Genomic DNA, 21,105 nt, shown 5'->3' with positions numbered 1-21,105 from the left:
GCAAGCCCGGCAATTACAGCGAATGTTTTTGAATGAAATTGAATGATTTTGATAGATAATGATTGTTTTTTGAAAGGGTTTTCGTTATTATAAAGGTGAACTCATGAGGTGATCAAAATTGTTGACTCCACAGCGGCATCAATTGATTCTGACAATGTTAAAACAACAGGGCGTTGTCAAAGTGCAGGAGTTGGTAGACGCTACCCAGGCTTCTGAATCGACGGTTCGCCGCGACCTGATTGAATTGGAAAAACTCAAGCTGTTAAAACGCGTCCACGGCGGCGCTGCCCTGCTTCAGGGCAAAGGTTCCGAGCCCAGCATCGCGGAAAAGTTCGCGAAAAACCTGGAAGAAAAGAAAGCGATCGCACGGCATGCCGCCACCTTGGTGGAAGATGGAGACTGCATCTATCTTGACGCCGGAAGCACGGTCGGGGAGCTCATCCCTTATCTGTCCGGCAAACAAATCGTTGTGGTCACCAACGGTCTTTCCCATCTTGACCGGATGGATGCCACCAACATCAAATGCCATATTCTGGGCGGAATGGTAAAAGCGTCTACCAAGGCAGTGATCGGAAGCATGGCACTCGATCAACTCCGCCACTTTCGCTTTGACCGTTGTTTTTTGGGGGTAAACGGAATTCACCCGGAAATGGGGTATACCACTCCCGATCCCGAGGAAGCCCGGTTGAAAAGATTGGCCCGCACCCTGTCCGGCCAAACCTATGTCCTGGCTGATCAGAGCAAATTTGCCGAAATCTCCTTTGCCCAATTCGCCGAGATCGAAGAGGCTGTTCTTGTAACAAGCCGGATTCCTGAAGAAAGCCGGGCAGCCTATGAAAACAAAACTTATGTAATCGAGGTTGGAACGCCATGATTTATACCGTAACCCTCAATCCATCAATCGATCTTGTGGTCAACGTACCATCTTTTCAGCTGAACGGACTCAACCGGATGCAGAAAGAGCAGAAATTTCCCGGAGGAAAAGGGATTAACGTCTCCCGCGTCCTCAGCCGGCTGGGAGCGGAGACAACGGCCCTCGGCTTTATCGGCGGATTTACGGGCGCTTTCATCCGCGACACTTTGCACGAGGAAGGAATCGGAACCGATTTTATCCGGGTAGACGGTGACTCGCGCATCAACATCAAACTGAAGACGGAAGACGGCGAAACTGAAATCAACGGGCAAGGGCCTTCCATCAGCGAAGAACAGATTGCCCTGCTTCGGGAAAAACTGAACGCACTCGCTGAAGGAGATGTGCTCGTTCTTGCCGGCAGCATTCCGCGCTCCCTGCCCGCCGGTCTGTATGAAGATCTGACCGGGATCCTCAGCCCGCGGGGAGTCAAAGTGGTTGTCGATGCCTCCGGTGAAGCACTCGGCAAGGTGATCGCCCATCGCCCTTTTTTGATCAAACCGAATCATCATGAACTGGGGGAACTGTTCGGCGTTACCCTGACCAATGCCATGGAGATTCTTCCCTATGGACACCAACTGCTTGAGCAGGGGGCCCGACACGTGATCGTCTCCATGGCCGGGGCGGGTGCGCTCCTCTTTGCGGAAGAGGGAACCTATCAAGCCACTGTCCCACAAGGAAAAGTGATCAATTCTGTCGGGGCCGGCGATTCGCTGGTTGCCGGTTTTCTGTCCACCTACGTCCGGACGGGGGATCTTCTGGAATCGTTCCGATGCGGCATCGCTGCCGGAAGCGCAACTGCTTTCTCTTCCGATTTGTGCACCAAAAACCAAGTGGAACAGCTACTTCCGCAAGTGAAAATCAAGCCGGTCGTCCATCCCATTGATTTGGGAGCAATTTAGCAACTGACCAATCACCCGGTTTTATCCCCTTCAGTGGCTGATAAAACCGGGAACCGATACTTTCAGGGAGGTGCCCTACGATGAAGATTACGGATCTGCTAAAAGAGGATACGATCATCATGGAACTCCGGGCCGGCGATAAAAGCGCTGTCATTGATGAACTGGTCGAAAAGCTGGACGGAGCCGGCCGCTTGCATGACCGTGAAGAATACAAGCAGGCCATTTTGAAACGGGAAGCTCAAGGATCGACGGGGATCGGCGAGGGCATTGCCATCCCGCACGCCAAAACCAAGGCGGTAAAAACTCCCGCCATCTGTTTCGGACGGAGCCTGAAAGGGATTGACTATGAATCCCTGGACGGACAGCCTGCCCGTCTCTTCTTTATGATCGCCGCTCCGGAAGGGGCTGATGAAACTCATCTGGAAACATTATCCCGCCTGTCGGTATTGCTGATGGATCATGACTTCCGCGAAAAACTGAATCAGGCCGGGACAGCAAAGGAAGTGATCGCTTTAATCAATAACAAAGAAGCGGATCAGGAGGAGGAAGACAGCATAGAAGAACAAACAGAACCGGAAAAACTGATCCTTGCCGTCACCGCTTGCCCGACCGGAATCGCCCATACCTACATGGCGGCTGATGCCCTCAAGGCCAAAGCAGCGGAGATGGGCATCAGGATCAAAGTGGAAACCAACGGATCCACCGGGATCAAAAATCGCCTGACCCCGGCGGAAATTGAACAGGCCACCGCCATTATCGTCGCAGCGGACAAGCAGGTGGAAATGGACCGGTTCGCCGGAAAACACGTACTTCAGGTACCCGTCGCTGATGGAATTCACAAAGCAAAAGCGCTCCTTGAACGAGCTTTGAAACAGGATGCACCCATTTATCAGGGGCGGGGAAACGTCGAAAAGGAAACAACGGGAAAACAGCGGCTCGGCTTTTACCGCCACCTGATGAACGGGGTCAGCAACATGCTTCCCTTTGTTGTCGGCGGAGGAATTTTGATTGCGCTTTCATTCGCATTTGGCGGAATTCACGCGAATGGGCCGATCGCCCAAATCTTGAATCAAATCGGCGGGGCGGATGGAGCTTTTCATTTCATCGTGCCGATTCTGGCTGGTTTTATCGCCTCCAGCATAGCCGACCGTCCCGGTTTTGCTCCTGGTGCTGTCGGCGGTTTTCTGGCGGCAAACGCGGGTGCGGGCTTTCTCGGCGGCCTGATTGCCGGATTTTTGGCCGGTTATGTCGTCGTGGGCCTGAAAAAGGTGTTTTCGATCCTGCCTCAGCAACTGGAAGGGATCAAGCCGGTTCTCTTATATCCCTTATTTGGAATCATGATTACAGGTATCCTGATGATCACTGTCATTAACGGACCGGCGGTTCTGCTCAACAAAACGCTCACTTCCTGGCTGGGCAGCCTCAGCGGAACCAACGCGGCCATCCTCGGCTTGATTCTGGGCGGCATGATGGCCGTGGACATGGGCGGCCCGATCAATAAAGCGGCTTTCACCTTCGGACTGGCCGCACTGCAGACCGGAAACCAGCTTCCGCATGCAGCCGTCATGGCCGGCGGAATGGTACCGCCGCTGGGCATTGCGCTGGCAACCACTTTCTTTAAACACAAATTTACCGATGCCGAGCGTAAATCCGGCCTGACCAACTATTTGCTGGGTGCTTCCTTTATTACAGAAGGAGCAATCCCGTTTGCCGCAGCCGATCCGGTACGCGTCATCGCCAGCTGTATCATCGGCTCTTCCATCGCCGGCGCGCTCAGCATGTTGTTCGGCATTCATCTGCCTGCCCCCCACGGCGGACTGTTCGTGATTCCGCTCGTCAACAAACCACTGCTCTATATTCTCGCGATTCTCATCGGCTCTGCCGTTACGGCGGCAATGCTCGGAATCTGGAAGAAAAAAGTGCAATAAACCAAGAATCCGGCCCTCGTTCGCGGGGGTATTTTTTCTCCTTTGAAATTGACAAAAGATAGAAAATGGGATATTATTGGGTTGTAATGCATCATTTTCAAATGAATGGAGATGTTCTGTGATGCCCTTTAAAAGAAAGGTTTTCTCCCTGGCGGTGATCAGTTTTCTCCTTATCACCGGCTGCACCGGGCATGAAAAAGCCCCGACCCCGGAACCGAAGCCCGCTCCCCCTGCCTCATCCGTCCCGCCCTCCCACCAGCAGACCCCCTCTCCTCAACAATCCACTCCGGGCGACAAACCCGCACCGATCAATGCCAAAAACAAAGCTCTCGTTCTGGAGATCAAACAGCGCGCCCAGCAGGGGAAGATTTTGCATTACCGCTTTATTTGCGGCAAATCCCTCATCGATTCCGATGTTCATCAAGCCTTGGGAAATCCGGACACGACCGAGTCGGCGGGAAAAGGGATTTATGATACTTATAAAAAACAAGGCCTTGCTTTTGGCTTCAATCACGGGTTGCAGATTTTTGACATTCGCTCCTACTCTGCGGAAATCCAAAAGCTCACGTACCGGGACATCACCGAAACATTGGGCCGGCCTTCATCCGTCAACAGCATCAGCCACCAAAAAATCCTCGTTTACAAGGTGAATTCCAAATATCAATTAAAATTTATTTTTAATGAACCAATCTCCGGTTCGACGCATCTGGATCATTATTCCGTCTTCTATCCCCCGGCCGCAGTCAATAATATGGCCGGCTGACAAAAATGCGGGGCGTGGTGTTTCCTTCCCGCCTTCAGGTTTCACCGGAAGAAAACCCACGCCCTGCTCTTGGTTGAAATCTTTATCTTTAATAAAATTATAATCCATCATTCATGAATCTGTCATATTTAGGCATATAAAATTCTATATATCTCATTGGTTTCCCGCTAAAATATTTGATAGGGATTTACCCGACCAATGTCTAAATCTATCTTTTGGCACGACAATGCAATGAATGGGTTTCTACAAGGAAAGGCCGGTTTTTTTAGATAGACATTTCACTTAAGTGTGGTGATCAGATGAAAAAATGGCTTTTCATTTTATCGATCCCCCTGGTGGCAGCAGGACTGGTCGTCGCCGTGATGTCAATGCACAAATACAAAACCTACGGGGAACAAGCAGCCGCAACGCGGGCGATGGAAGCAGTAAAACCTGCTGCGCCAAAACCGGTGCCTTCCAAGAATGTTGTGATCTACTTCTCTCCCCATGCTGATGATGAAGTTTTGACCATGGGGGTTCCGCTCATTAACGACATTCGGGCGGGAAAAGAAGTATATCTGGTGCTGATGTCGCCGGGAAGCCATTCGTTTGCACGTGAACGGATCAACGGAGCCTACGACATTGAATCCAATCGTGCAGAATTGGCCGGAAAAAAATTAAAAGACAATCTGTACAAATCCTATCACGATCCCTATAAGGAACATTACAAAGACGGATGGCTCACCCGCAAAGAATTCGGGGATGCGCGCCTTCGTGAATTTTACCTGGCTGCTGCCGCTTTTGGCATTCCCAAGGACAGAATTCGGGTATACAATGTGGTAAACGATAATTTTCTGTACAGTCAGGTAAGAGCCATTATGGCGTCATATGCCAAAAAGTTCCCCGATGCAACCTTTAAAACGATGTCCCGCTATGATGTTCATCCTGACCATGCCATGTGCGGCCGGGTTATGGATGATCTGTTCCGGGAACACATCGTCAAGCACTGGGTCGCCTATCTCTCGATCACAACTGACCGGATCATGAAAGTGAAGGTTCCCGGAAGCCAGATGGTTGTTCTCCGCAATCCGGCCGATAAAGCCATTCTTCTTCGGGCGTGCAAAGCCTATAACATCTGGAAGCCGACAGAAGGGCTTTATGCGATCGGTTACCACAGTGTTCCGATTGAATTTGATATGCTGATGAAAAAACCTTATACAAAAAAAGTTCCATTATAGTTGCAAAGCCACCTCCTCATCTCGCGGGTGGCTTTTCCCGAAAAAAGGCGATCCGCCCTGATCAGGAGCAGATCGCCTTTTTTTCAACAGTGCTTTATCCATTTTGAATCGGTTCCAACCGGGCGAACTCTTCCTCCGTAAACAGCCTCGAACGGATGACAAACCGAACCCCCAGCGGAATCTCCAATGAAAAGGAAGCCCCTCTCCCTTTGACAACATCAACGGTTAACTGGGTATGTTTCCAGTATTCAAACTGGGAACGGGACATATAAAAAGGACATCCGGCAATCTCGCCCAGTCGGACATCGCTGCTTCCGATCCGAAAAGTTCCTTCTTTAAAACACATGGGAGAGGAGCCGTCACAACAACCGCCGCTCTGGTGAAACATCAGCTTTCCATGCTGCTTGCTCAGCTGATCAATAACCTTTTTCGCCTCGGGCGTAACCAGAACGCGTTTGACTGTTTCCATGTCCTCCACTGTCCTTAAAAGAAGCCCATCGGCTTTTTATCATAGGAAATCAGGAGATTTTTCGTTTGGCGATAATGTTCCAGCATCATTTTATGCGTTTCCCGTCCGATTCCCGATTGTTTGTATCCGCCAAAGGCCGCGTGTGCCGGGTAGAGATGGTAGCAGTTCACCCAGACGCGCCCGGCCTGAATCCGTCTGGCAATCTGATAAGCCTGATGCGCATCCCGTGTCCAGACACCGGCACCCAAGCCGTAGAGCGTGTCATTGGCGATTTCGAGCAATTGCTTTTCATCCTTAAACGTCGTCACCGAAACGACGGGGCCAAAGATTTCCTCCTGGAAAATCCGCATTTTGTTGTGGCCGACAAACACGGTTGGCTCAATGTAATAGCCGTCGGGGTACTTGTCGTTCTTGTACGGCTTTCCACCCGTCAGGCATTTGGCTCCCTCTTCGCGGCCGAGCTGGATATAGTTCAGGATCTTTTCATACTGGTCGTTGGAAGCTTGTGCTCCCATCATCGTTTCGGGGTCGAGCGGGTCCCCCATTTTAATTTTCTTCACGCGTTCCATAGCCCGTTCGATAAATTCTTCGTAAATCGACTCCTGAATCAGGGCCCGGGACGGACAGGTGCAGACTTCCCCCTGGTTCAAGGCGAACATCGTAAATCCTTCCAGGGCTTTATCGAGGAAGTCATCATCTTGTGCCAGCACACTTTCCGTGAAGATGTTGGGCGATTTCCCCCCGAGTTCCAGCGTGACCGGAACAATATTTTCCGAAGCGTACTGCATAATCAGGCGTCCGGTGGTCGTCTCACCCGTAAAGGCCACTTTTCCCACTTTCGGCGAGGTGGCGAGCGGCTGGCCGGCTTCGGGGCCAAATCCGTTAACCACATTAAGCACGCCGGGCGGCAGCAGATCAGCGATCAGTTCCACAAACAGAAGGACGGTAGCCGGAGTCTGTTCGGCCGGCTTTAACACCACGCAATTGCCGGCAGCCAGAGCGGGAGCCAGTTTCCATGCCGCCATGAGCAGCGGAAAATTCCAAGGGATGATCTGGCCCACAACGCCGACCGGTTCTTTGATATGAAGGGAGAGCGTATTGGCATCGATTTCGGAAACGCCGCCCTCTTCCCCGCGAATCACGCCGGCAAAATAGCGAAAATGATCAATTGCCAGTGGAAGGTCCGCATTCAGTGTTTCACGGATCGGTTTTCCGTTATCCCACGTTTCTGAAAGCGCTAACTTTTCCAGGTTTTCTTCGAGACGATCAGCAATTTTCAAAAGGATATTGCTTCGTTCCGCGACGGAAGTGTTTCCCCATTTTTCTTTTGCCTGGTGCGCTTTTTCCAATGCCAGATCGATGTCTTCCTTTTGAGAGCGCGGCACTTTGGTGAACACCTTGCCATTGATCGGAGACGGATTGTCAAAATACTCCCCGCCGAGCGGCGGAACCCACTCTCCCCCGATAAAGTTCTCGTATCGCGGCTTGTAATGAAGCAGGCTTCCTTCGGTATTTGGCGCTTTAAAACCGGATAACTTCACACTCATCAGCGGCTTCCTCCCTCAGCTTTTTTTGCAAACCAACCATGAACTGCTGAACAACAATATAATTATTATTTAGCAATAGATTCAAAAATTCCTGCCCAATAAGGAAATTTATTTAAAAAATTCATTCATTTTAAAATATGGATTTGTCCCACATACAAACAAGGGCCAAAGAGAGCAAAAGATATAAAAACCACCCGCCAAAATGCGGCGGGCCTGCCTGTGTCAGTTGTTGATATAGCGTTCAAACACAAAGCCAAAGTCTTTCACATGGTATTTCTCCCGGGTCTCGACGAGCCAGTTAAATGCCGCCTGGTTCAGTCCTTTAAACTGTTCGACCAAATTGTTATCATCATTCTTGAACGAACTTAAGGTGGTGGAGGCCAATTCCAGACTCTGTTTGGCAAATGCCAGAAGAATCTCGTTTTCACGCGAGAGTTCCGCAATCTTCACCAGCGCTTTGTATAAATCCTTAAGTTCCTCAAGATGCTTTTTGTGCACATCGATTGTATATTGTTTGGAACCCATGGTAAACTTGATCTCAACATCCAGATCATCGAACCGGCTGTTTCCAGCATCACATTGGCGATTTTGTGAGCATGGTAATCATAGCGATGAAGCATCCGCTTTTTGCTCGTGGCACTGGTACCATCCAAATGAATCAGGGCTTTGTTCGTAAAACAGTACTCATCCGATTTTGACTTGATGAGAAAGAAAATTTTCTCGCCATCTTCATGAAGCACATAATCGTCTGTGTCCACCTTATCGTAATTTTCCGGCTTGATCACACTTCCGACATCACTGATTCCCAACACATCGGCGGCAACTTTTCCAAACATCGGATCAACCTTTCCCATTTGAAATCAAAACATTGTCATTCTATTCCAAAATCATTATAACACAATTTGTCAGTATCACCTGCCATGCTGATCCGTTCTGACTCCGTCTTGTAAGTTGAGGATCATGGCAAAAAGCGGAACCAAGCAGGAGAGAGGAGGCATTCACCGTGAACGATCCGTTGCCACCCGTGCATTTGGACAAACGGTATTGGGCACAGCTGACCGATTTGCCGGACAGGGTCCAATGGGTGATCGAAAAACTTGAACAATCATTGCAAATCATGAGGGAAAATCAATCGGAGACTGGGCAGGTGTTAAAAACGGCGCAACAATTGAGCCACATGCTCGGGGAAATGGATCTGGAGATCAACAGTTTTGAATTGGATGAAGTGACGAGGGAAGTGATCAACGCGCTGCTGGACCGGACTTATGTGGACGAAGCATATGAGGAAGTACTGGAGTTGGATGCCATGCTCGATCAGTTATGGGAGAATGGTTTCCTCGATGACTCCGACCCGATGGCAGAAGAGGTGGCAACTGCCATCAGCCATTTATCCGACTGTTTTGTCAGTTGCGGCGACCGGCTGAAAAAAACGCGCGCTTCCGAAGACATTCATACGATCATCGAAGCCATCGAAATCGTCATCTCCGGCTTTAAAGAACTGCTTCGATAACGGATGCGGTCATTTTCTCCATTTTAAACCGGGAATAAGTCGGGGAACACGTTTTTTGTATTCCAGATACTGTTCACCAAACGTTTGAACCATCAACCTCTCTTCAATACGAATACGGATCAGGAAAAGGATCAGAATCCCGAGAAAGCCCAGGAATAAGACACCAGCCCCGGTCGAGAGCGCAGAGCCAAGCACCATCCCGATAATTCCGGTATAAATCGGATGCCTCGTGATTCGGTACGGCCCTTCCGTGCATAATCGGTGAGCCTCTTTAACCACTGCGACCGATGCCCACATTTTCCCCAGTTTCCATCTGGCCCATAAAGTGAACAACGTCGACCCAGCCAGCAGAACCGCGCCGACAACCTGCAACCAGAGAAGGTGAAAAGCCAAAGCTCCCGGATACCGGACAGCAATGTACTGGATCACACCCCAGAAAAGCAGAAGGATCATCCAGTCAAACTGGAGGCGCCTTTGCTGCACGGCCGGAGCATGATAATGATTGTAAATCGCTCCGCCGATCCAGGCCAGGATAAAGATTCCCCAACAGATCAGGTTCAAATGAACAAAATTCATATTCTTCTCCCCAAATCCAATGGATATCCTCAACCGCCGCTGGCTTAATTCAATCATACGACAAACCGGCAGAAAATTGCCCCAAGGTTTTCAAAACCATTTAACCACACTTGCAACGCCGGCGCCGTCTTTCCATCCCACACACTGATCCCCTTCATTTCCCCTCCTCGCCGGACTTCTCCAATTGCTTTTAAGCTTGTGAACAGCCTCCCTCTTCCCCTGCCAGGACATTTTTTACAAAAAATAGGAGAATGCACAGTCGTTTTTTGTCATGGTCAAATATGATATACCGAAATTACCGTTAGGGGGTGAAACGAATGGGTGCTTCATGCGGTTCGTGTTACAGTTCCTGTTACGGGTCGTGCTACGGTTACGGATTTGGCTGGAGAAGCCTGCTGATCTTCCTGCTCGTCATCGCCACGATCTTTGTCTTTATCTGCGGAGGATTTGGATGTTAATTAGAAAAACAGCTACACAAATGAACTTCGCACCGGATTCCCTCCCGTATCATGCAATAGCCACGCCAAATCCGAATTAAGCCGATCTTTGTCACAATTTGCAAAGTCGCGACCCATTTTTCCTCCTTCAAAAACATTTCCCGCATCAGTCGGGACTTGTGACTCAAAAACAACCTCCTGCCGAGTTCTCAACCATCGGTCAGACATTTCCTCAAGGGATGTTGGGGCCAGGATATTTCCGGCCATCCAACATCCTTTCGTCTGTTTGATGACATTCCTGCCGGCCATGAATTTTTCAACACAAACATGCCGACTTGCGGCGAAAACGCTGCCAGCATGAATTTTGAACATTTTTCATCAACTGAACAACATGTATTTATCAGAATTAAAAAATATATTATACTTTTATCATTCATAAATAAATGAAAGGAGATTCGGATGAAAAAATTCATTTTGCCTCTTCTTTCTTCATTGGCCGTCTTCTGGCCATCAGTCCCGCAAGCCCTGGCTGCAACCGATATCTATGCCAATTATGCGGAACTGTCATCGCACTATAAACAGGGCACGGATTATACGATTGAAACCCAGTCGAAACCAAACGATGTGCTGATTCTGGCCATTCATGGCGGAAGGATCGAGAAGGGAACCGATCAACTGGCAAAAGCAATCGCGCAGGACGATTACAGTTACTACATATTTAAGGCAAACATTTATAAAGACACCAATAACGATGACCGGAACGATTTACATTTAACCGCTTCCCACTACGATGAACCAACCGCCCTGCAAATGACGGCACAAAAAAACCGCATCGTTTCTCTCCATGGAGCCAAGGGCACGGAAAAAATCGTTTACATGGGAGGACTCAACCAAAATTTAATGAGCAATCTCTCAGAGCGGTTGACTGCCGCCGGTTTCCGTGTCGAGAATGCCCCTGACAATCTCAACGGGAACCACCCGGAAAACATCGCCAATAAGAATCGGATTCTCCAAGGAGCGCAGATGGAACTCACCACAGCCCAGCGCGATGAGCTCCTGAACGATTCTGCCAAGATGCAAAAATTTGCTGATGCCGTCCGTGCAGCCATCTCTGCCTCCTCCTCCCATCCGGATGGCAGAACCTATGAATTTGGGAGCGACAACTTTTCCAACTCCATTTGGCTCAACGGTGGCAATCCGTTTTATCTGACCGGTGACGATTACCTGAAAGGCGTCCAAAGCCCCATTGATCCGAGCCAAAAAGAAAAAATTCGCTTTGATTTTTATGACCAAAACGGAAAACTCGTGTTATCCCACTCGGCCGAAGCTGTTGGCCACAAACGGTTCAGCTATTCCACCGGCCTCCCAACCGGCTACTATAAAATAAAAATCGTGAACGTTTCTGGACACCCCTCCTGGATCTACGGAGGCCTTGTCTATTAAAACCAAAACATGCATGGGACTTTCTCATCCATGCGTGTTTTTCTGTAAGGAGATCTTCATGCTATCAATCAAACGGCAAACCTCGCCCGCTTCATCTGTTTGCTCCTCAGTCCCTAGGCTCGCCGGCCTGAGACTCCCTCCGTTATCCGTTCTTTTCCCCTGCTGTGAGACTGTAGCTGATTAACCACTCTCTTGCTTTTTCATCTTCGAAGTATCGGATTTTCGGGAGTACCAATATTAATACTTTTTCACGGAAATCCGCATGATCAAAAAGGCTGGCATTCGTCAAATCCGTTTTGGCGAACACGGTTTCAATACACTCACATTTAGCAAACCTTGCATTTTGAGCATCGGCATTTGTAAAATCTACATAAGACACATCCGCTTTATAGAAATCAGCATATTCCAGATTCGCTGATCGGAATGTGGAAGAACAAATTAATGACGCAAACATATCTTTGTTATTTAAATTCATCCCGTCAAATATACACGCAGTCATATAAGCTTGATCTACTGGGTATTTCGTTAAGTCTATATCGCGAAAGTCTATTTCATCCACGCATAATTTTTTCCTTTTTTCCCAATTGTTTCGATCCATAGTCGATGTGACTCCAACTGATTATCATTTCTTCTTTATTAAGTGTTGGCATTGTTATTCCTCTTTTCTACGGATACCATATAATTCGGGCTGAAATTCCCTCTTTTTCAATCGCCTCTTTTAACTCCATGACATGTTGAGGAATAAGGTCTCTTGTATCAATTTGGAACAAGAAAAAAGGACAGAACGATTCGAACTGCTCTGTCAATAGTTGTTTTTGTATGAAGAGTCTACTCTTAATGTTTAATCACCGTCTTATATTGATCCAGATTGTTGATATCGATTTTTTGAATATCCCCGGAAATGTTATAACGGTATATCGCATAATTATCAGTGTCTGTTTTTTTTGAGATGGTTTTAAGTTTGTCATCATAGACAAAGATCTCGATAATTACTTCGTTTAAGTTCATTTTTTTAAGCTCGTTTAAAAACTTGGAGATCTCGGCTTGGGACTGCCCATGATGATCATAAATCTCGATCGACAAAGTTAATGTAAAATCCTTATCCCCACCATTTTTTAATACATCATACACGGACGGAATCTCTCCTGTGTAAGTTGTCTTCTTCGTTCCATCTCCGTATACGATATTTTTCATCAATCTGAAATCCATGGTTTCCTTAGCGTATTTTGTGATGCGTGGCTCCAATTCATCTGTCCATAGTTGGGGCACATACGTATCTTGAAAGTCATTTGGGGGATTTCCCGTCACATAAATAATTGTATCTTTTCCGTCTTTAATTTTACCTCGAATGGTATAATCGGCACCAAAAAGATGATCTTTATCAATCTGTTGAACCTCAAAGTTTTTATTATATCTCTTTTGAATGTAATCAATTACTGCTTCCTTTACCTTTTTTTCTTCCGCTTGGGTCATGTAAGACTCATCCTTTGGCAATAGAGTTTCCTTGCTGCAACCGCTCACCAGGATTGCCAGCATCAGGAGCATGATGATGGCAACAACACCTAGTCTCAATCGTCCCCATGGCTTTTTCATGTGTTCACATCCTTATTCACTACATATATTTTGAACCAGAAAAAAGGACAGAGCGATCTGAGCTACTCTGTCCAATGGGGTCTGTAAAGTTGTGTACTGACTACTTGCTTCCTTACTGCAAACTATCTTAAATCCGTCTTATACTGATCCAGATTGTTGATATCGATTTTTTGAATATCTCCTGATATATTGTAACGGTATATTAGATAATTGTCGCTGTCTGCATTTTTCGGTGCGTTTTTAAGTTCATCTTTATATACATATACCGTGATTGTGACATTATTAAAATTCATCTTTCTCAACTCATTTAGAAACTTGGAGATGTCCTCCTCAAATTTTCCATTATGCGGATACACTCCCAAATCCAAATTCAATTCAAAGTCCTGATCCCCGCCATTTTTCAATACTTCATAGACTGAGGGTACCTCCCCTGTATATTTCGCCCTCTTTTTACCAGAGCTGTAGCCAACCGGCTTCATTAGTCTCAAATCAAAGCTTTGCTCTGCAATCCCTTTGATCCGTGGCTCTAATTCATTCTCCCACAACCTGGCTACATACGTATCATCAAAATCATTTGGGGGATTTCCCGTAATATAAACCTGCGTATTCTTGCCATCCTCCATATATCCTTCAATAATGTAATAACCGCCGAAGACATGGTCTTTACTAACCTGCTTGACTTCAAATCCCTTATTGTACCTGTTTTTAATATACTGGATCGCTGCTTCTTTTACCTTTTTTTCTTCTGTTTGGGTCATGTAAGACTCATCCTTTGGCAAAATAGATTCGGAGGTGCAACCACTAACCAGAAGCATCAGCATCAGGAGCACGATGATTGTACCGACACTGGTTCCCAATCTCCTCCAAGTATTTTGCATGCCTTCACATCCTTTATTTTCGTTTGACAAGATTTCCGTCTTTGTCGAAAAGTTTCAGAATCGGTGTATCAATCTCCTTACCATGCTTATCATCATAGCCGGTGAAATTTTTGATGCTGTGGCTCCCTTCAACAATATCACCAATCGGGTTTGAATCCCAAATGTGATTATCTAACCCTTTATCTTCGATTTTTTCTCCTTCTCTGCTGATGTCATACGTGGTTCCCGGACGATAACCGAGAGAGCCAACCACATCGTCGTCAAACCGGTAGTTGCGGATTAGCTTATCGTAATTCCCCAGTTTTTCGTTTACCGCTTCTTTTCGATTTTCCGGACTTAACATATTAATGAAATATCTGAACCGCTCATTGAGCGGACCGGCCAGCCCACCGATAAGGATTGAAGCATTGGTATTGGGGTAAAGATTTTTCCCCGGAGCGTTAAAGGTAACTGTGGGAATGCGATACCTGGCCCCGCAATCATCGGCCAAATACCCTCCAAGCGAATGACCCGTTAACACAAACCGGTAACCGCGATATGCCCTTTTATGAAGTTGCTTTTCCACAAATTTGCGGGCAGCAATCGCTTGATCGTTAAAGATATCATCCCCCAAAGCAATATGCCTGTCCGCATCCAGGATATCCTGTAGTTCCTGCGTTCCCCGGAAGGCGATAATAACCTGATTTGTCTTGTCATTTTGAAAAACGTATGCTTGAAGATCGTTTGGTAAATTAATATGTTCACCGATATCCCAATCTGAACCAAGTTTATCATGCACTAAATCCCCTGAAAGTTTATTAAAATAAGCCAACTGCGAAGCATAAGCCAAATCCTTATCACTTGGCAGCTCATCATCCAATATTCCATACGGCGTGCTGTTATCAACCGGGGGATCGGCGATGCTTTTCCCATAGTTGTATGTTTTTTCAACCCCCGTCCGGCCCCAGTTGAGCAAGGTTTTGCCGAAGTTGATGATCGCGTTGTTCACCGCCCGCTGGAAGCGCATATACAGGCCAAAAACGAAGGCCAAGGTAATTACTGTGGCCATGGTGATTCGTGTTACGGTGGCTTTAATCCAGTTCCACGTTTGGGTTGCTTTTTCCTTCGTCCAGTTCCATGCTGTGGCAACCCCGTTTTTGAAGCTGTTCCAGGCGTTGGAACAAGCGTTTTTGAACGAATTCCACATCCCCGGTTTATTCCCGGAAGATTGGGACTTGGTCACAAGGGACTCTTTGACCGGCGTCGGCCCTTGCTTAACCTGGTCAAAATGGTCATTCACCTGGGGAACGTTAAAACTGCCCCCGCCTGCATAGGCATGACCGCTGTATAACATCCCGGCTCCGACGAGGGAAAGGAGCAGGGCAATGATCCATCGCTGAAATACCGTTCTCATCTCCGTAATGGATTCACCTCTTCACCAGTAATGGAAAAGAAAAAGGGGACAAGCTCGACCAAAGGTCAGTTCTGTCCCACAGAAGTAAGTAGCTGTTTGCAGTTCTCGGGTTAAGCCTGGTCCGTTTGACGGAATTTCGTAGCGATTTGGGTCAATGCTTGGGAAATGTTATCGAGAAGCTGAACGAAGTTTTGCATATTTTTCTTAGCTTCTTGGAAATCTTGGAAGAATTTTTGCTTCGTCATACCATCCCAGTGACCCTCGAGTCCGTTGATACGGGAATCGAGTTGTTGAATGAGTTGTTGGCTTTGTTCCCGTTTAGCTTGGAAATCTTTTGCCACGGCATCAATTTCATCCGGATTAATAAGAATCCGTGCCATTGCAAAACCCCTCTCTAAAAAGGCTTAACTATTACTCTAAAGAGTATATATAAAATAGAGTCTCTTTGCAATCTTTTCTTTTTTATAATTTTGTCGGAAACGGAAATGTTATTTCAAAACATCAAATTCCTGACAGCGACATGAGGTTTCATCGGCTCCGAATCCGCCTCTCTCCGGGTGAATGGAGTCGGAGCCGATATTTTTTTCAACCGTCTTCAGTTTTTCGTGCTCATCCAGCGTTCCTGCAACGTTCTGATCCAGTCCATCGGGGAAACGTTGGCCGAAAAGGGTACTGCTCCCTTGACCTTCTCATAGCGCCGCTTGGCAAAATACCCTTCGCCCGGACCAAGCGTTTTTTGGATCGCCGGATTGGAGGACCTTGCTTCAGATGACGGGATTTTAAAGAAAGAGAGATCATTGATGTCCAGGCTGGCAAATAAAAAGCCTGTCTCCATCCCTTTCACTTCAGACAGCCAATCGTTGCTGCTGTAGGGGAAATTGGAAGGTGATCCGGCAATCGCCACATAAAAGTTTTTGTTCCGTCCCTGGCTGACAATATTGTTAAGGGAATTTTGCAAGTCATAATTGTTCAGCCGCTTGCTGAAATAATCGGCATCGTCGATAACCAGAAAAATCGCCGGTTCTTTTTCCCCGGTTTCCGTCTGCTCCGCCCATGGAGGAAGTGTTTTGGTCTTTGCCCGCTGGTCCAATATCGGTCCCAGTTTCTCGAGCAACCCGGCCAGTTCGGTTTCATCCGAAGCATATCCTTTCAGGTGCGGAAGGCCCATCAGCGCGGACAAACCGAGCCCGCTCGGCCGGAAGTCGATGACGTAAACCTCCAGCTCGCTTGGCGGATGGAAATAGGCGAGGGACAAGATCCAAGTTTGCAAAAATGAGGTTTTTCCCCCTTCAATCGAGCCGCCGACGACAAAATAAGGGCCGTCTTTCAAATTGACATAGAACGGGGTCAAGTCATCCATCGAGATGGCAACCGGAACCCTCAGCGGCGTCAATTCAGGTTGGTCAGGATCAGCCTCGTGTTTGGCCAGCACTTCTTTCAATTCAATTTCTTTCGGCAAGGATTCGATCGCTTTCGGGTAATTTCCTTGCCACGAATCGGCAAGTGTGCGAATTCTTTGGCGCAACGTGTTGGCCCGTTCGATCTCATCGCTTCCTTCTGAGGCCAAGGCGGTCTGAAACTCCAGCGGCGGCACACTTCCTTTGACAAACCCACGCCCTTCCGGCAAGTTCACCAGCGGCGATCTGAGGCGGCCCACCGCAAAGTAATAGTCTGACGGATCCGCCAGCTCAAACGAAACACCGAGCGAGAAATTGTTTCTTACCCGGTCGTACATGTCGCTGACCTGGTTGGTGGTAACGATAAAGTAAATCCCGAAACTGCCGCCGGCGCGCAGCAACTGCTCCAAATCGGCGTGTTCTTCTTCAAATGTGCTTTTGAAGGTCAGGTATCCATCGATGACCACGATAATCGCGGGCACCGGTTCGGATAAAGACTTGCGGTAGGAGTAAAATGTTTTTGCCCCTGACTGGGCGATTTTCTCCCGCCGACGGTGCATTTCCTTCATCAAAAAGCGGAAGAGTCGTCTCACCCGGTCCGGCTCATCATCCCGAATAATGGCCCCCATGTGCGGAAGCTCATTGAAGTCTCTGAACATATGGCCAAAATCAAGGACGTACATATGTACATCGTCGGGTGAATGATCCAGTGCCAAAGAGAGCAGCAGTGTCTGAACGAAGGTTGTTTTTCCCGTTCCGGGCATCCCGTAGACGGGCAGGTGTCCTTCATTAAGCGGAATATTCAACGGATACTGCGTTTGGTTGGACGGGGAATCCACCAGACCGACCACCGGATCCAGCCAAGCCGCTGACGGCTGCCAAGTTTTTCCGTCCCAGCCTTTCCGCTCCGGAGGCCGGAGTTCGTCCAAAGAGATATGTGTCGGCAGCGGCGGAAGCCAGGGCCCCTGCAATGTCTCTATCCCCAATGCTTTTGCTTCCCGGTTCAGATAATCGACCAGGACATCCAATTGTTTTTTGCTCCGTCCCTTCTGCTTCTTGGCCGTCGAGATCACGGGCGAAGAGCGGTTAATGCGACGCCCTGTCAGCGTCACCTCACTGATCACTGCTTCTTGTACCGTTTCAGTTTTCGGACGGTAAGGTGCACCGCTCCAGGCGAACTGGACAAGTTCCAGCAACTCGTTGCTCCCCACCTGGAAATAGCCCCGTCCTGGCGTCGTAATCCAGGAAGCATCCGGGATTTTGATCATTTCCTTACTGTCCGCTTCTTCCTGCACGCGCAAACAGATGCGAAAACGGGAGTTACTCCAGATTTTATCGTCGACAACGCCGCTCGGTTTCTGCGTGGCCAGAATCAGGTGAACTCCCAGGGTCCTTCCTTTGGCGGCAATGGAGATCAATTCATTCATGAACTCGGGTTGCTCTTTTTTCAACTCCGCAAACTCGTCGATGATAATCACCAGATGCGGGAGCGGATTCTTTTCTCTCATCGGCGATTGGAAATATTCATCGATATGTTGAAGATTTCCCGCATCCTTAAACAGTTTCTCACGCCTCATCAATTCAGCTCTCAAAGAGATTTTCGCTCTTTCGATCAGGTTCCCGTCCAGGTTGGTGATTGAACCGACCAGATGCGGTAAATGCTCAAAGGTGTTCGACATTCCTCCCCCTTTATAGTCGATGAGCAGGAATACGATATCGTGCGGATGGTAGTTGAGCGCCAGCGAAGCGATCAAAGCCTGGATCACTTCACTTTTCCCCGAACCCGTCGTTCCTGCGATCAATCCGTGGGGGCCATGTCCCTTTCGTTCAATTTTATCGTGAATATTTAAGTATACGCGCTTGCCGCCCGTTCCCATCCCGACGGAAACAGGCAATGTATTGGGGTAGCGGTTTTGCTCCCAACGCCGTGTGACATCCAGATCATCCAGATTCTTCGCTTCCACCAAATCAAACAGCGTGAGCATTTGCGGGATCTGCCGCGATTTATTGGCTTTCAAACGAACCGGCGCAAGGGAACGGGCCGTTTGATCCGCCACTTCAACGGAGACAAAATCGGGCTGAAAGGTATATTCCCAGTCCTCCCCGGTTTGCAGATAATTGGTTTCCTGCAATGTCCCGTGATTGCGATGAACTTCCAGAATGGCGTGGCATTCCATTGGCAGCGTGTTTTTTGATTCTGACAGAAGCAGGGTGCGGGCGCCCACTTTTCCGCCTTCTTTCAGCAGCATGGGCACAATGACTTCTTCCTCGATCAGACTGGGGTCTGAGATGATAAACACATAAAAAGGAACTTGCGGCTCGTTCGCGAGTCCGGGCCGGCGACTCTGCCTGCGGCGGTTCAGAATCTCGTATAAATGGTCGGTCAACTCCCGGGCATCCCGCGGATTGGTCGCCAGAAATCTCCGCTTCCGCTGGTCATCCCATACATGCGGCAACCAGCGGATCCAATTCCACTGATCCGCTTCATCTTCCGAATAAAAGGAAACGATTTTTACTTCATCCGGCGAGTGATGCGTCACCAGTTGGAGCACCAGGCTGCGGATCGCATTGAGCATCGAGGCTCGGTCGCCGACCACTCCCACGACATGCGCCTTGTTCAGCGGGAGCGAAACGGGCACATCCGAAACCTTCGAAAACTCCCGGGCGAGCTGTTTCGCCTCTTTAATCAAGGGGTCCTGGTCGTACTCTTCCTGATCGGGCGTCTCAATCGTGATCGTGGAAGGTTGTTCACCATTTCCCAAGCGCAGGGACAAAAAGTCGGCATCAAAGGGAGAACGCTCCCACAACGAGCTGACCCGTGTTTGAATCCGCCGCATGCATTGCATCGGAGCCGGATTCCATTCCTTCAGCAAGGCAGCCTGACGGTCCACCAGTATTTGCAGCTCTTCCCGGTGTTTTTTCAGGCTTTCCCTGTATGTAGCCGTCCTCTGGGCCAGTGCTCGCTTATATTTCCTTTTATTCGACAGGTATACGAAAAAAGGAATCGTGTAAGATACCGTCATCATTGAAGTTGAAACCATTTGAAAAACTAAAAAGTTCGGGTTGGAATAACCATTGCCGGACGAACTCATATAAAGATAAAGACCGATGGTTCCCAAAGTCATAACAAGCGGAATGATCAAGGAAGAATATGAGAAAGACGGCCGCTGGGGCTTTTTTGGAGGTTGGCGAATCTCTACCACAGTACGCGGCAAATCCTGTTTCATCCGTGGTGATCTTTGAAAAAGAATGTTCAAGCGACTTCCCCCCTTTGCTCTTTAATAATCGGTCCGAAATGCTTCAAGCGAACCGATGATTCTTTGTTTTCTCATTTGTTCCAGCTGTTGTTGCCGGATCAATTGCAGCTCATTTTCCGGTTGAATTCGGAACCGCAGATAAGCGCCATCCATAACCTTGTAGTCATCCAGCGATTTCGTCTCGTCGAGCTTCCGCCAATCACCGGTTTCGGCTCTGACTTCCAGAATCTGCTTTCCGTCTTCCATCTCCTGCATTTCGTTTTTGACAGCATCGGCCAGCATGGGAATCAATTTGGAAACAGGCAGTTCAGATGGAAGTTCAAGATCAAGCCAATGCTGGTTGCCGGCTCCCATGAAGACCGTTACGATTACCCCAAATGAGACTCCTCCTTTCCAAGATCGATTGAACTTCCGGAGTGGGAATAAATAAACCTTTCGTTCGGTTATTTATTGTTTTAATATTATAGCGTAACTCCCCTCCGGACAAAGATGACTATTTATCAAAAAGACGACAAAAAACGGAAGAGTGAACTATCCGGTCACCCTGTATCCCATCCAATATTTGGTCATCCACCCCCCTTGACTTTCCGTAATAATTTTATCACAAATCTTTTAAAATAGGTTCGATTTTATCATGTCACGAATTTTGATCAATTGCGTCTGCAATAAGAGAACCACCTCAAATCTCTCGGATAAGCGGAGATCATTCTGAGAAAAAAGAGAGGCCGAAACGTGCTTTTCACCCCCTTTTCCTCTTCCGGCCGATCAGTGGACAACCGCTGCTTTTTCTTGTTGTAAAGACGGATCCGGCTTGTCCGGTAAATTTTAAGTTTATGATCATCATTAAAAACGATAACGATCACCGGATGATATGTTTTCTTGGTG

Annotated in this window: 18 protein-coding genes and 1 pseudogene; 8 read left to right on the top strand and 11 right to left on the bottom strand. The window is 48.1% G+C overall.

What is annotated here, in order from left to right:
- Positions 1-118 precede the first annotated feature (118 nt).
- The 5 genes from JG50_RS0105060 (at position 119) to JG50_RS0105040 (ending at position 5,720) form a co-directional block, all read left to right on the top strand.
- Positions 119-874 carry a DeoR/GlpR family DNA-binding transcription regulator gene (locus JG50_RS0105060; protein ID WP_033100028.1) on the top strand — a complete coding sequence of 252 codons (756 nt, stop codon included), beginning with the start codon at positions 119-121 and terminating at the stop codon, positions 872-874.
- The gene (gene pfkB / locus JG50_RS0105055; protein ID WP_033100027.1) at positions 871-1,812 is read left to right on the top strand and encodes a 1-phosphofructokinase; all 942 of its coding nucleotides are present in this window, start codon (positions 871-873) and stop codon (positions 1,810-1,812) included. The genes JG50_RS0105060 and pfkB overlap by 4 nt, the downstream gene beginning before the upstream one ends.
- 80 nt (positions 1,813-1,892) lie before the next feature.
- Entirely contained in the window at positions 1,893-3,740 is a 1,848-nt protein-coding gene (locus JG50_RS0105050) for a PTS fructose transporter subunit IIABC (RefSeq protein WP_033100026.1), read from the top strand.
- Positions 3,741-3,861: 121 nt separating this feature from the next.
- The gene (locus tag JG50_RS0105045) at positions 3,862-4,503 is read left to right on the top strand and encodes a YjgB family protein (RefSeq protein WP_052154016.1); all 642 of its coding nucleotides are present in this window, start codon (positions 3,862-3,864) and stop codon (positions 4,501-4,503) included.
- 299 nt (positions 4,504-4,802) lie between these two features.
- Positions 4,803-5,720 (top strand): PIG-L deacetylase family protein, encoded by a 918-nt coding sequence (locus JG50_RS0105040; RefSeq protein WP_033100025.1) that lies wholly within the window; start codon positions 4,803-4,805, stop codon positions 5,718-5,720.
- 94 nt (positions 5,721-5,814) lie between these two features.
- On the opposite strand, the gene JG50_RS0105035 is transcribed toward JG50_RS0105040, so the two are convergent.
- The 3 genes and pseudogenes from JG50_RS0105035 to JG50_RS18105 form a co-directional block, all read right to left on the bottom strand.
- Positions 5,815-6,189: a DUF779 domain-containing protein gene (locus tag JG50_RS0105035; protein WP_033100024.1), complete on the bottom strand. Its 375-nt coding sequence runs from the start codon at positions 6,187-6,189 to the stop codon at positions 5,815-5,817.
- Positions 6,190-6,203: 14 nt separating this feature from the next.
- Positions 6,204-7,736: an acetaldehyde dehydrogenase ExaC gene (exaC, locus tag JG50_RS0105030; protein ID WP_052154015.1), complete on the bottom strand. Its 1,533-nt coding sequence runs from the start codon at positions 7,734-7,736 to the stop codon at positions 6,204-6,206.
- Positions 7,737-7,958: 222 nt separating this feature from the next.
- Positions 7,959-8,572 (bottom strand): annotated as a pseudogene (locus tag JG50_RS18105) (PH domain-containing protein).
- A gap of 167 nt (positions 8,573-8,739) precedes the next feature.
- On the opposite strand from JG50_RS18105, the gene JG50_RS0105020 reads away from it, so the two are divergent.
- Positions 8,740-9,246, top strand: coding sequence for a hypothetical protein (locus JG50_RS0105020; protein ID WP_033100023.1), 507 nt, complete (start codon positions 8,740-8,742; stop codon positions 9,244-9,246).
- A gap of 9 nt (positions 9,247-9,255) precedes the next feature.
- Here the strand turns inward: JG50_RS0105020 and JG50_RS18670 are convergent, their stop codons facing one another.
- Entirely contained in the window at positions 9,256-9,822 is a 567-nt protein-coding gene (locus JG50_RS18670) for a methyltransferase family protein (protein WP_052154014.1), read from the bottom strand.
- A gap of 317 nt (positions 9,823-10,139) precedes the next feature.
- On the opposite strand from JG50_RS18670, the gene JG50_RS19675 reads away from it, so the two are divergent.
- Both JG50_RS19675 and JG50_RS0105005 read left to right on the top strand, forming a co-directional pair.
- Positions 10,140-10,280, top strand: a complete 141-nt coding sequence (locus JG50_RS19675) for a sporulation protein YjcZ (RefSeq protein ID WP_152568486.1) — start codon at positions 10,140-10,142, stop codon at positions 10,278-10,280.
- Between the two features lie 438 nt (positions 10,281-10,718).
- Positions 10,719-11,702, top strand: a complete 984-nt coding sequence (locus tag JG50_RS0105005; protein WP_033100021.1) for a poly-gamma-glutamate hydrolase family protein — start codon at positions 10,719-10,721, stop codon at positions 11,700-11,702.
- A gap of 142 nt (positions 11,703-11,844) precedes the next feature.
- On the opposite strand, the gene JG50_RS18100 is transcribed toward JG50_RS0105005, so the two are convergent.
- From JG50_RS18100 to JG50_RS0104970, 7 genes are all read right to left on the bottom strand, one after another.
- Entirely contained in the window at positions 11,845-12,300 is a 456-nt protein-coding gene (locus JG50_RS18100) for a pentapeptide repeat-containing protein (RefSeq protein WP_081943723.1), read from the bottom strand.
- Positions 12,301-12,536: 236 nt separating this feature from the next.
- Positions 12,537-13,295, bottom strand: coding sequence for a hypothetical protein (locus tag JG50_RS0104995; RefSeq protein ID WP_033100020.1), 759 nt, complete (start codon positions 13,293-13,295; stop codon positions 12,537-12,539).
- 122 nt (positions 13,296-13,417) lie between these two features.
- Positions 13,418-14,173, bottom strand: coding sequence for a hypothetical protein (locus tag JG50_RS0104990; protein ID WP_033100019.1), 756 nt, complete (start codon positions 14,171-14,173; stop codon positions 13,418-13,420).
- A gap of 13 nt (positions 14,174-14,186) precedes the next feature.
- A complete protein-coding gene (locus JG50_RS0104985; RefSeq protein WP_033100018.1) occupies positions 14,187-15,566 on the bottom strand; it encodes an alpha/beta hydrolase family protein in 1,380 nt (459 codons plus the stop codon).
- Between the two features lie 110 nt (positions 15,567-15,676).
- On the bottom strand, positions 15,677-15,946 hold the full coding sequence (locus JG50_RS0104980; RefSeq protein ID WP_033100017.1) for a WXG100 family type VII secretion target: 270 nt from the start codon (positions 15,944-15,946) through the stop codon (positions 15,677-15,679).
- 215 nt (positions 15,947-16,161) lie between these two features.
- Positions 16,162-20,220, bottom strand: a complete 4,059-nt coding sequence (gene essC, locus JG50_RS0104975; RefSeq protein ID WP_033100016.1) for a type VII secretion protein EssC — start codon at positions 20,218-20,220, stop codon at positions 16,162-16,164.
- Between the two features lie 21 nt (positions 20,221-20,241).
- A complete protein-coding gene (locus tag JG50_RS0104970) occupies positions 20,242-20,589 on the bottom strand; it encodes an EsaB/YukD family protein (protein ID WP_268745614.1) in 348 nt (115 codons plus the stop codon).
- Positions 20,590-21,105: the final 516 nt, after the last annotated feature.

This window comes from Thermoactinomyces daqus (genome assembly GCF_000763315.1).
Taxonomy (GTDB): domain Bacteria; phylum Bacillota; class Bacilli; order Thermoactinomycetales; family Thermoactinomycetaceae; genus Thermoactinomyces_A; species Thermoactinomyces_A daqus.
Note: the sequence above shows the minus strand (reverse complement) of the source record. Positions and strands in the feature narration are given on the sequence as shown.

Coding starts and splice junctions, on each gene's coding strand:
- pfkB (WP_033100027.1), top strand. CDS start 871: ATGATTTATACCGTAACCCTCAATCCATCAATCGATCTTGTGGTCAAC.
- JG50_RS0105050 (WP_033100026.1), top strand. CDS start 1,893: ATGAAGATTACGGATCTGCTAAAAGAGGATACGATCATCATGGAACTC.
- JG50_RS0105045 (WP_052154016.1), top strand. CDS start 3,862: ATGCCCTTTAAAAGAAAGGTTTTCTCCCTGGCGGTGATCAGTTTTCTC.
- JG50_RS0105040 (WP_033100025.1), top strand. CDS start 4,803: ATGAAAAAATGGCTTTTCATTTTATCGATCCCCCTGGTGGCAGCAGGA.
- JG50_RS0105035 (WP_033100024.1), bottom strand. CDS start 6,189: ATGGAAACAGTCAAACGCGTTCTGGTTACGCCCGAGGCGAAAAAGGTT.
- exaC (WP_052154015.1), bottom strand. CDS start 7,736: ATGAGTGTGAAGTTATCCGGTTTTAAAGCGCCAAATACCGAAGGAAGC.
- JG50_RS18670 (WP_052154014.1), bottom strand. CDS start 9,822: ATGAATTTTGTTCATTTGAACCTGATCTGTTGGGGAATCTTTATCCTG.
- JG50_RS19675 (WP_152568486.1), top strand. CDS start 10,140: ATGGGTGCTTCATGCGGTTCGTGTTACAGTTCCTGTTACGGGTCGTGC.
- JG50_RS0105005 (WP_033100021.1), top strand. CDS start 10,719: ATGAAAAAATTCATTTTGCCTCTTCTTTCTTCATTGGCCGTCTTCTGG.
- JG50_RS18100 (WP_081943723.1), bottom strand. CDS start 12,300: ATGGATCGAAACAATTGGGAAAAAAGGAAAAAATTATGCGTGGATGAA.
- JG50_RS0104995 (WP_033100020.1), bottom strand. CDS start 13,295: ATGAAAAAGCCATGGGGACGATTGAGACTAGGTGTTGTTGCCATCATC.
- JG50_RS0104990 (WP_033100019.1), bottom strand. CDS start 14,173: ATGCAAAATACTTGGAGGAGATTGGGAACCAGTGTCGGTACAATCATC.
- JG50_RS0104985 (WP_033100018.1), bottom strand. CDS start 15,566: ATGAGAACGGTATTTCAGCGATGGATCATTGCCCTGCTCCTTTCCCTC.
- JG50_RS0104980 (WP_033100017.1), bottom strand. CDS start 15,946: ATGGCACGGATTCTTATTAATCCGGATGAAATTGATGCCGTGGCAAAA.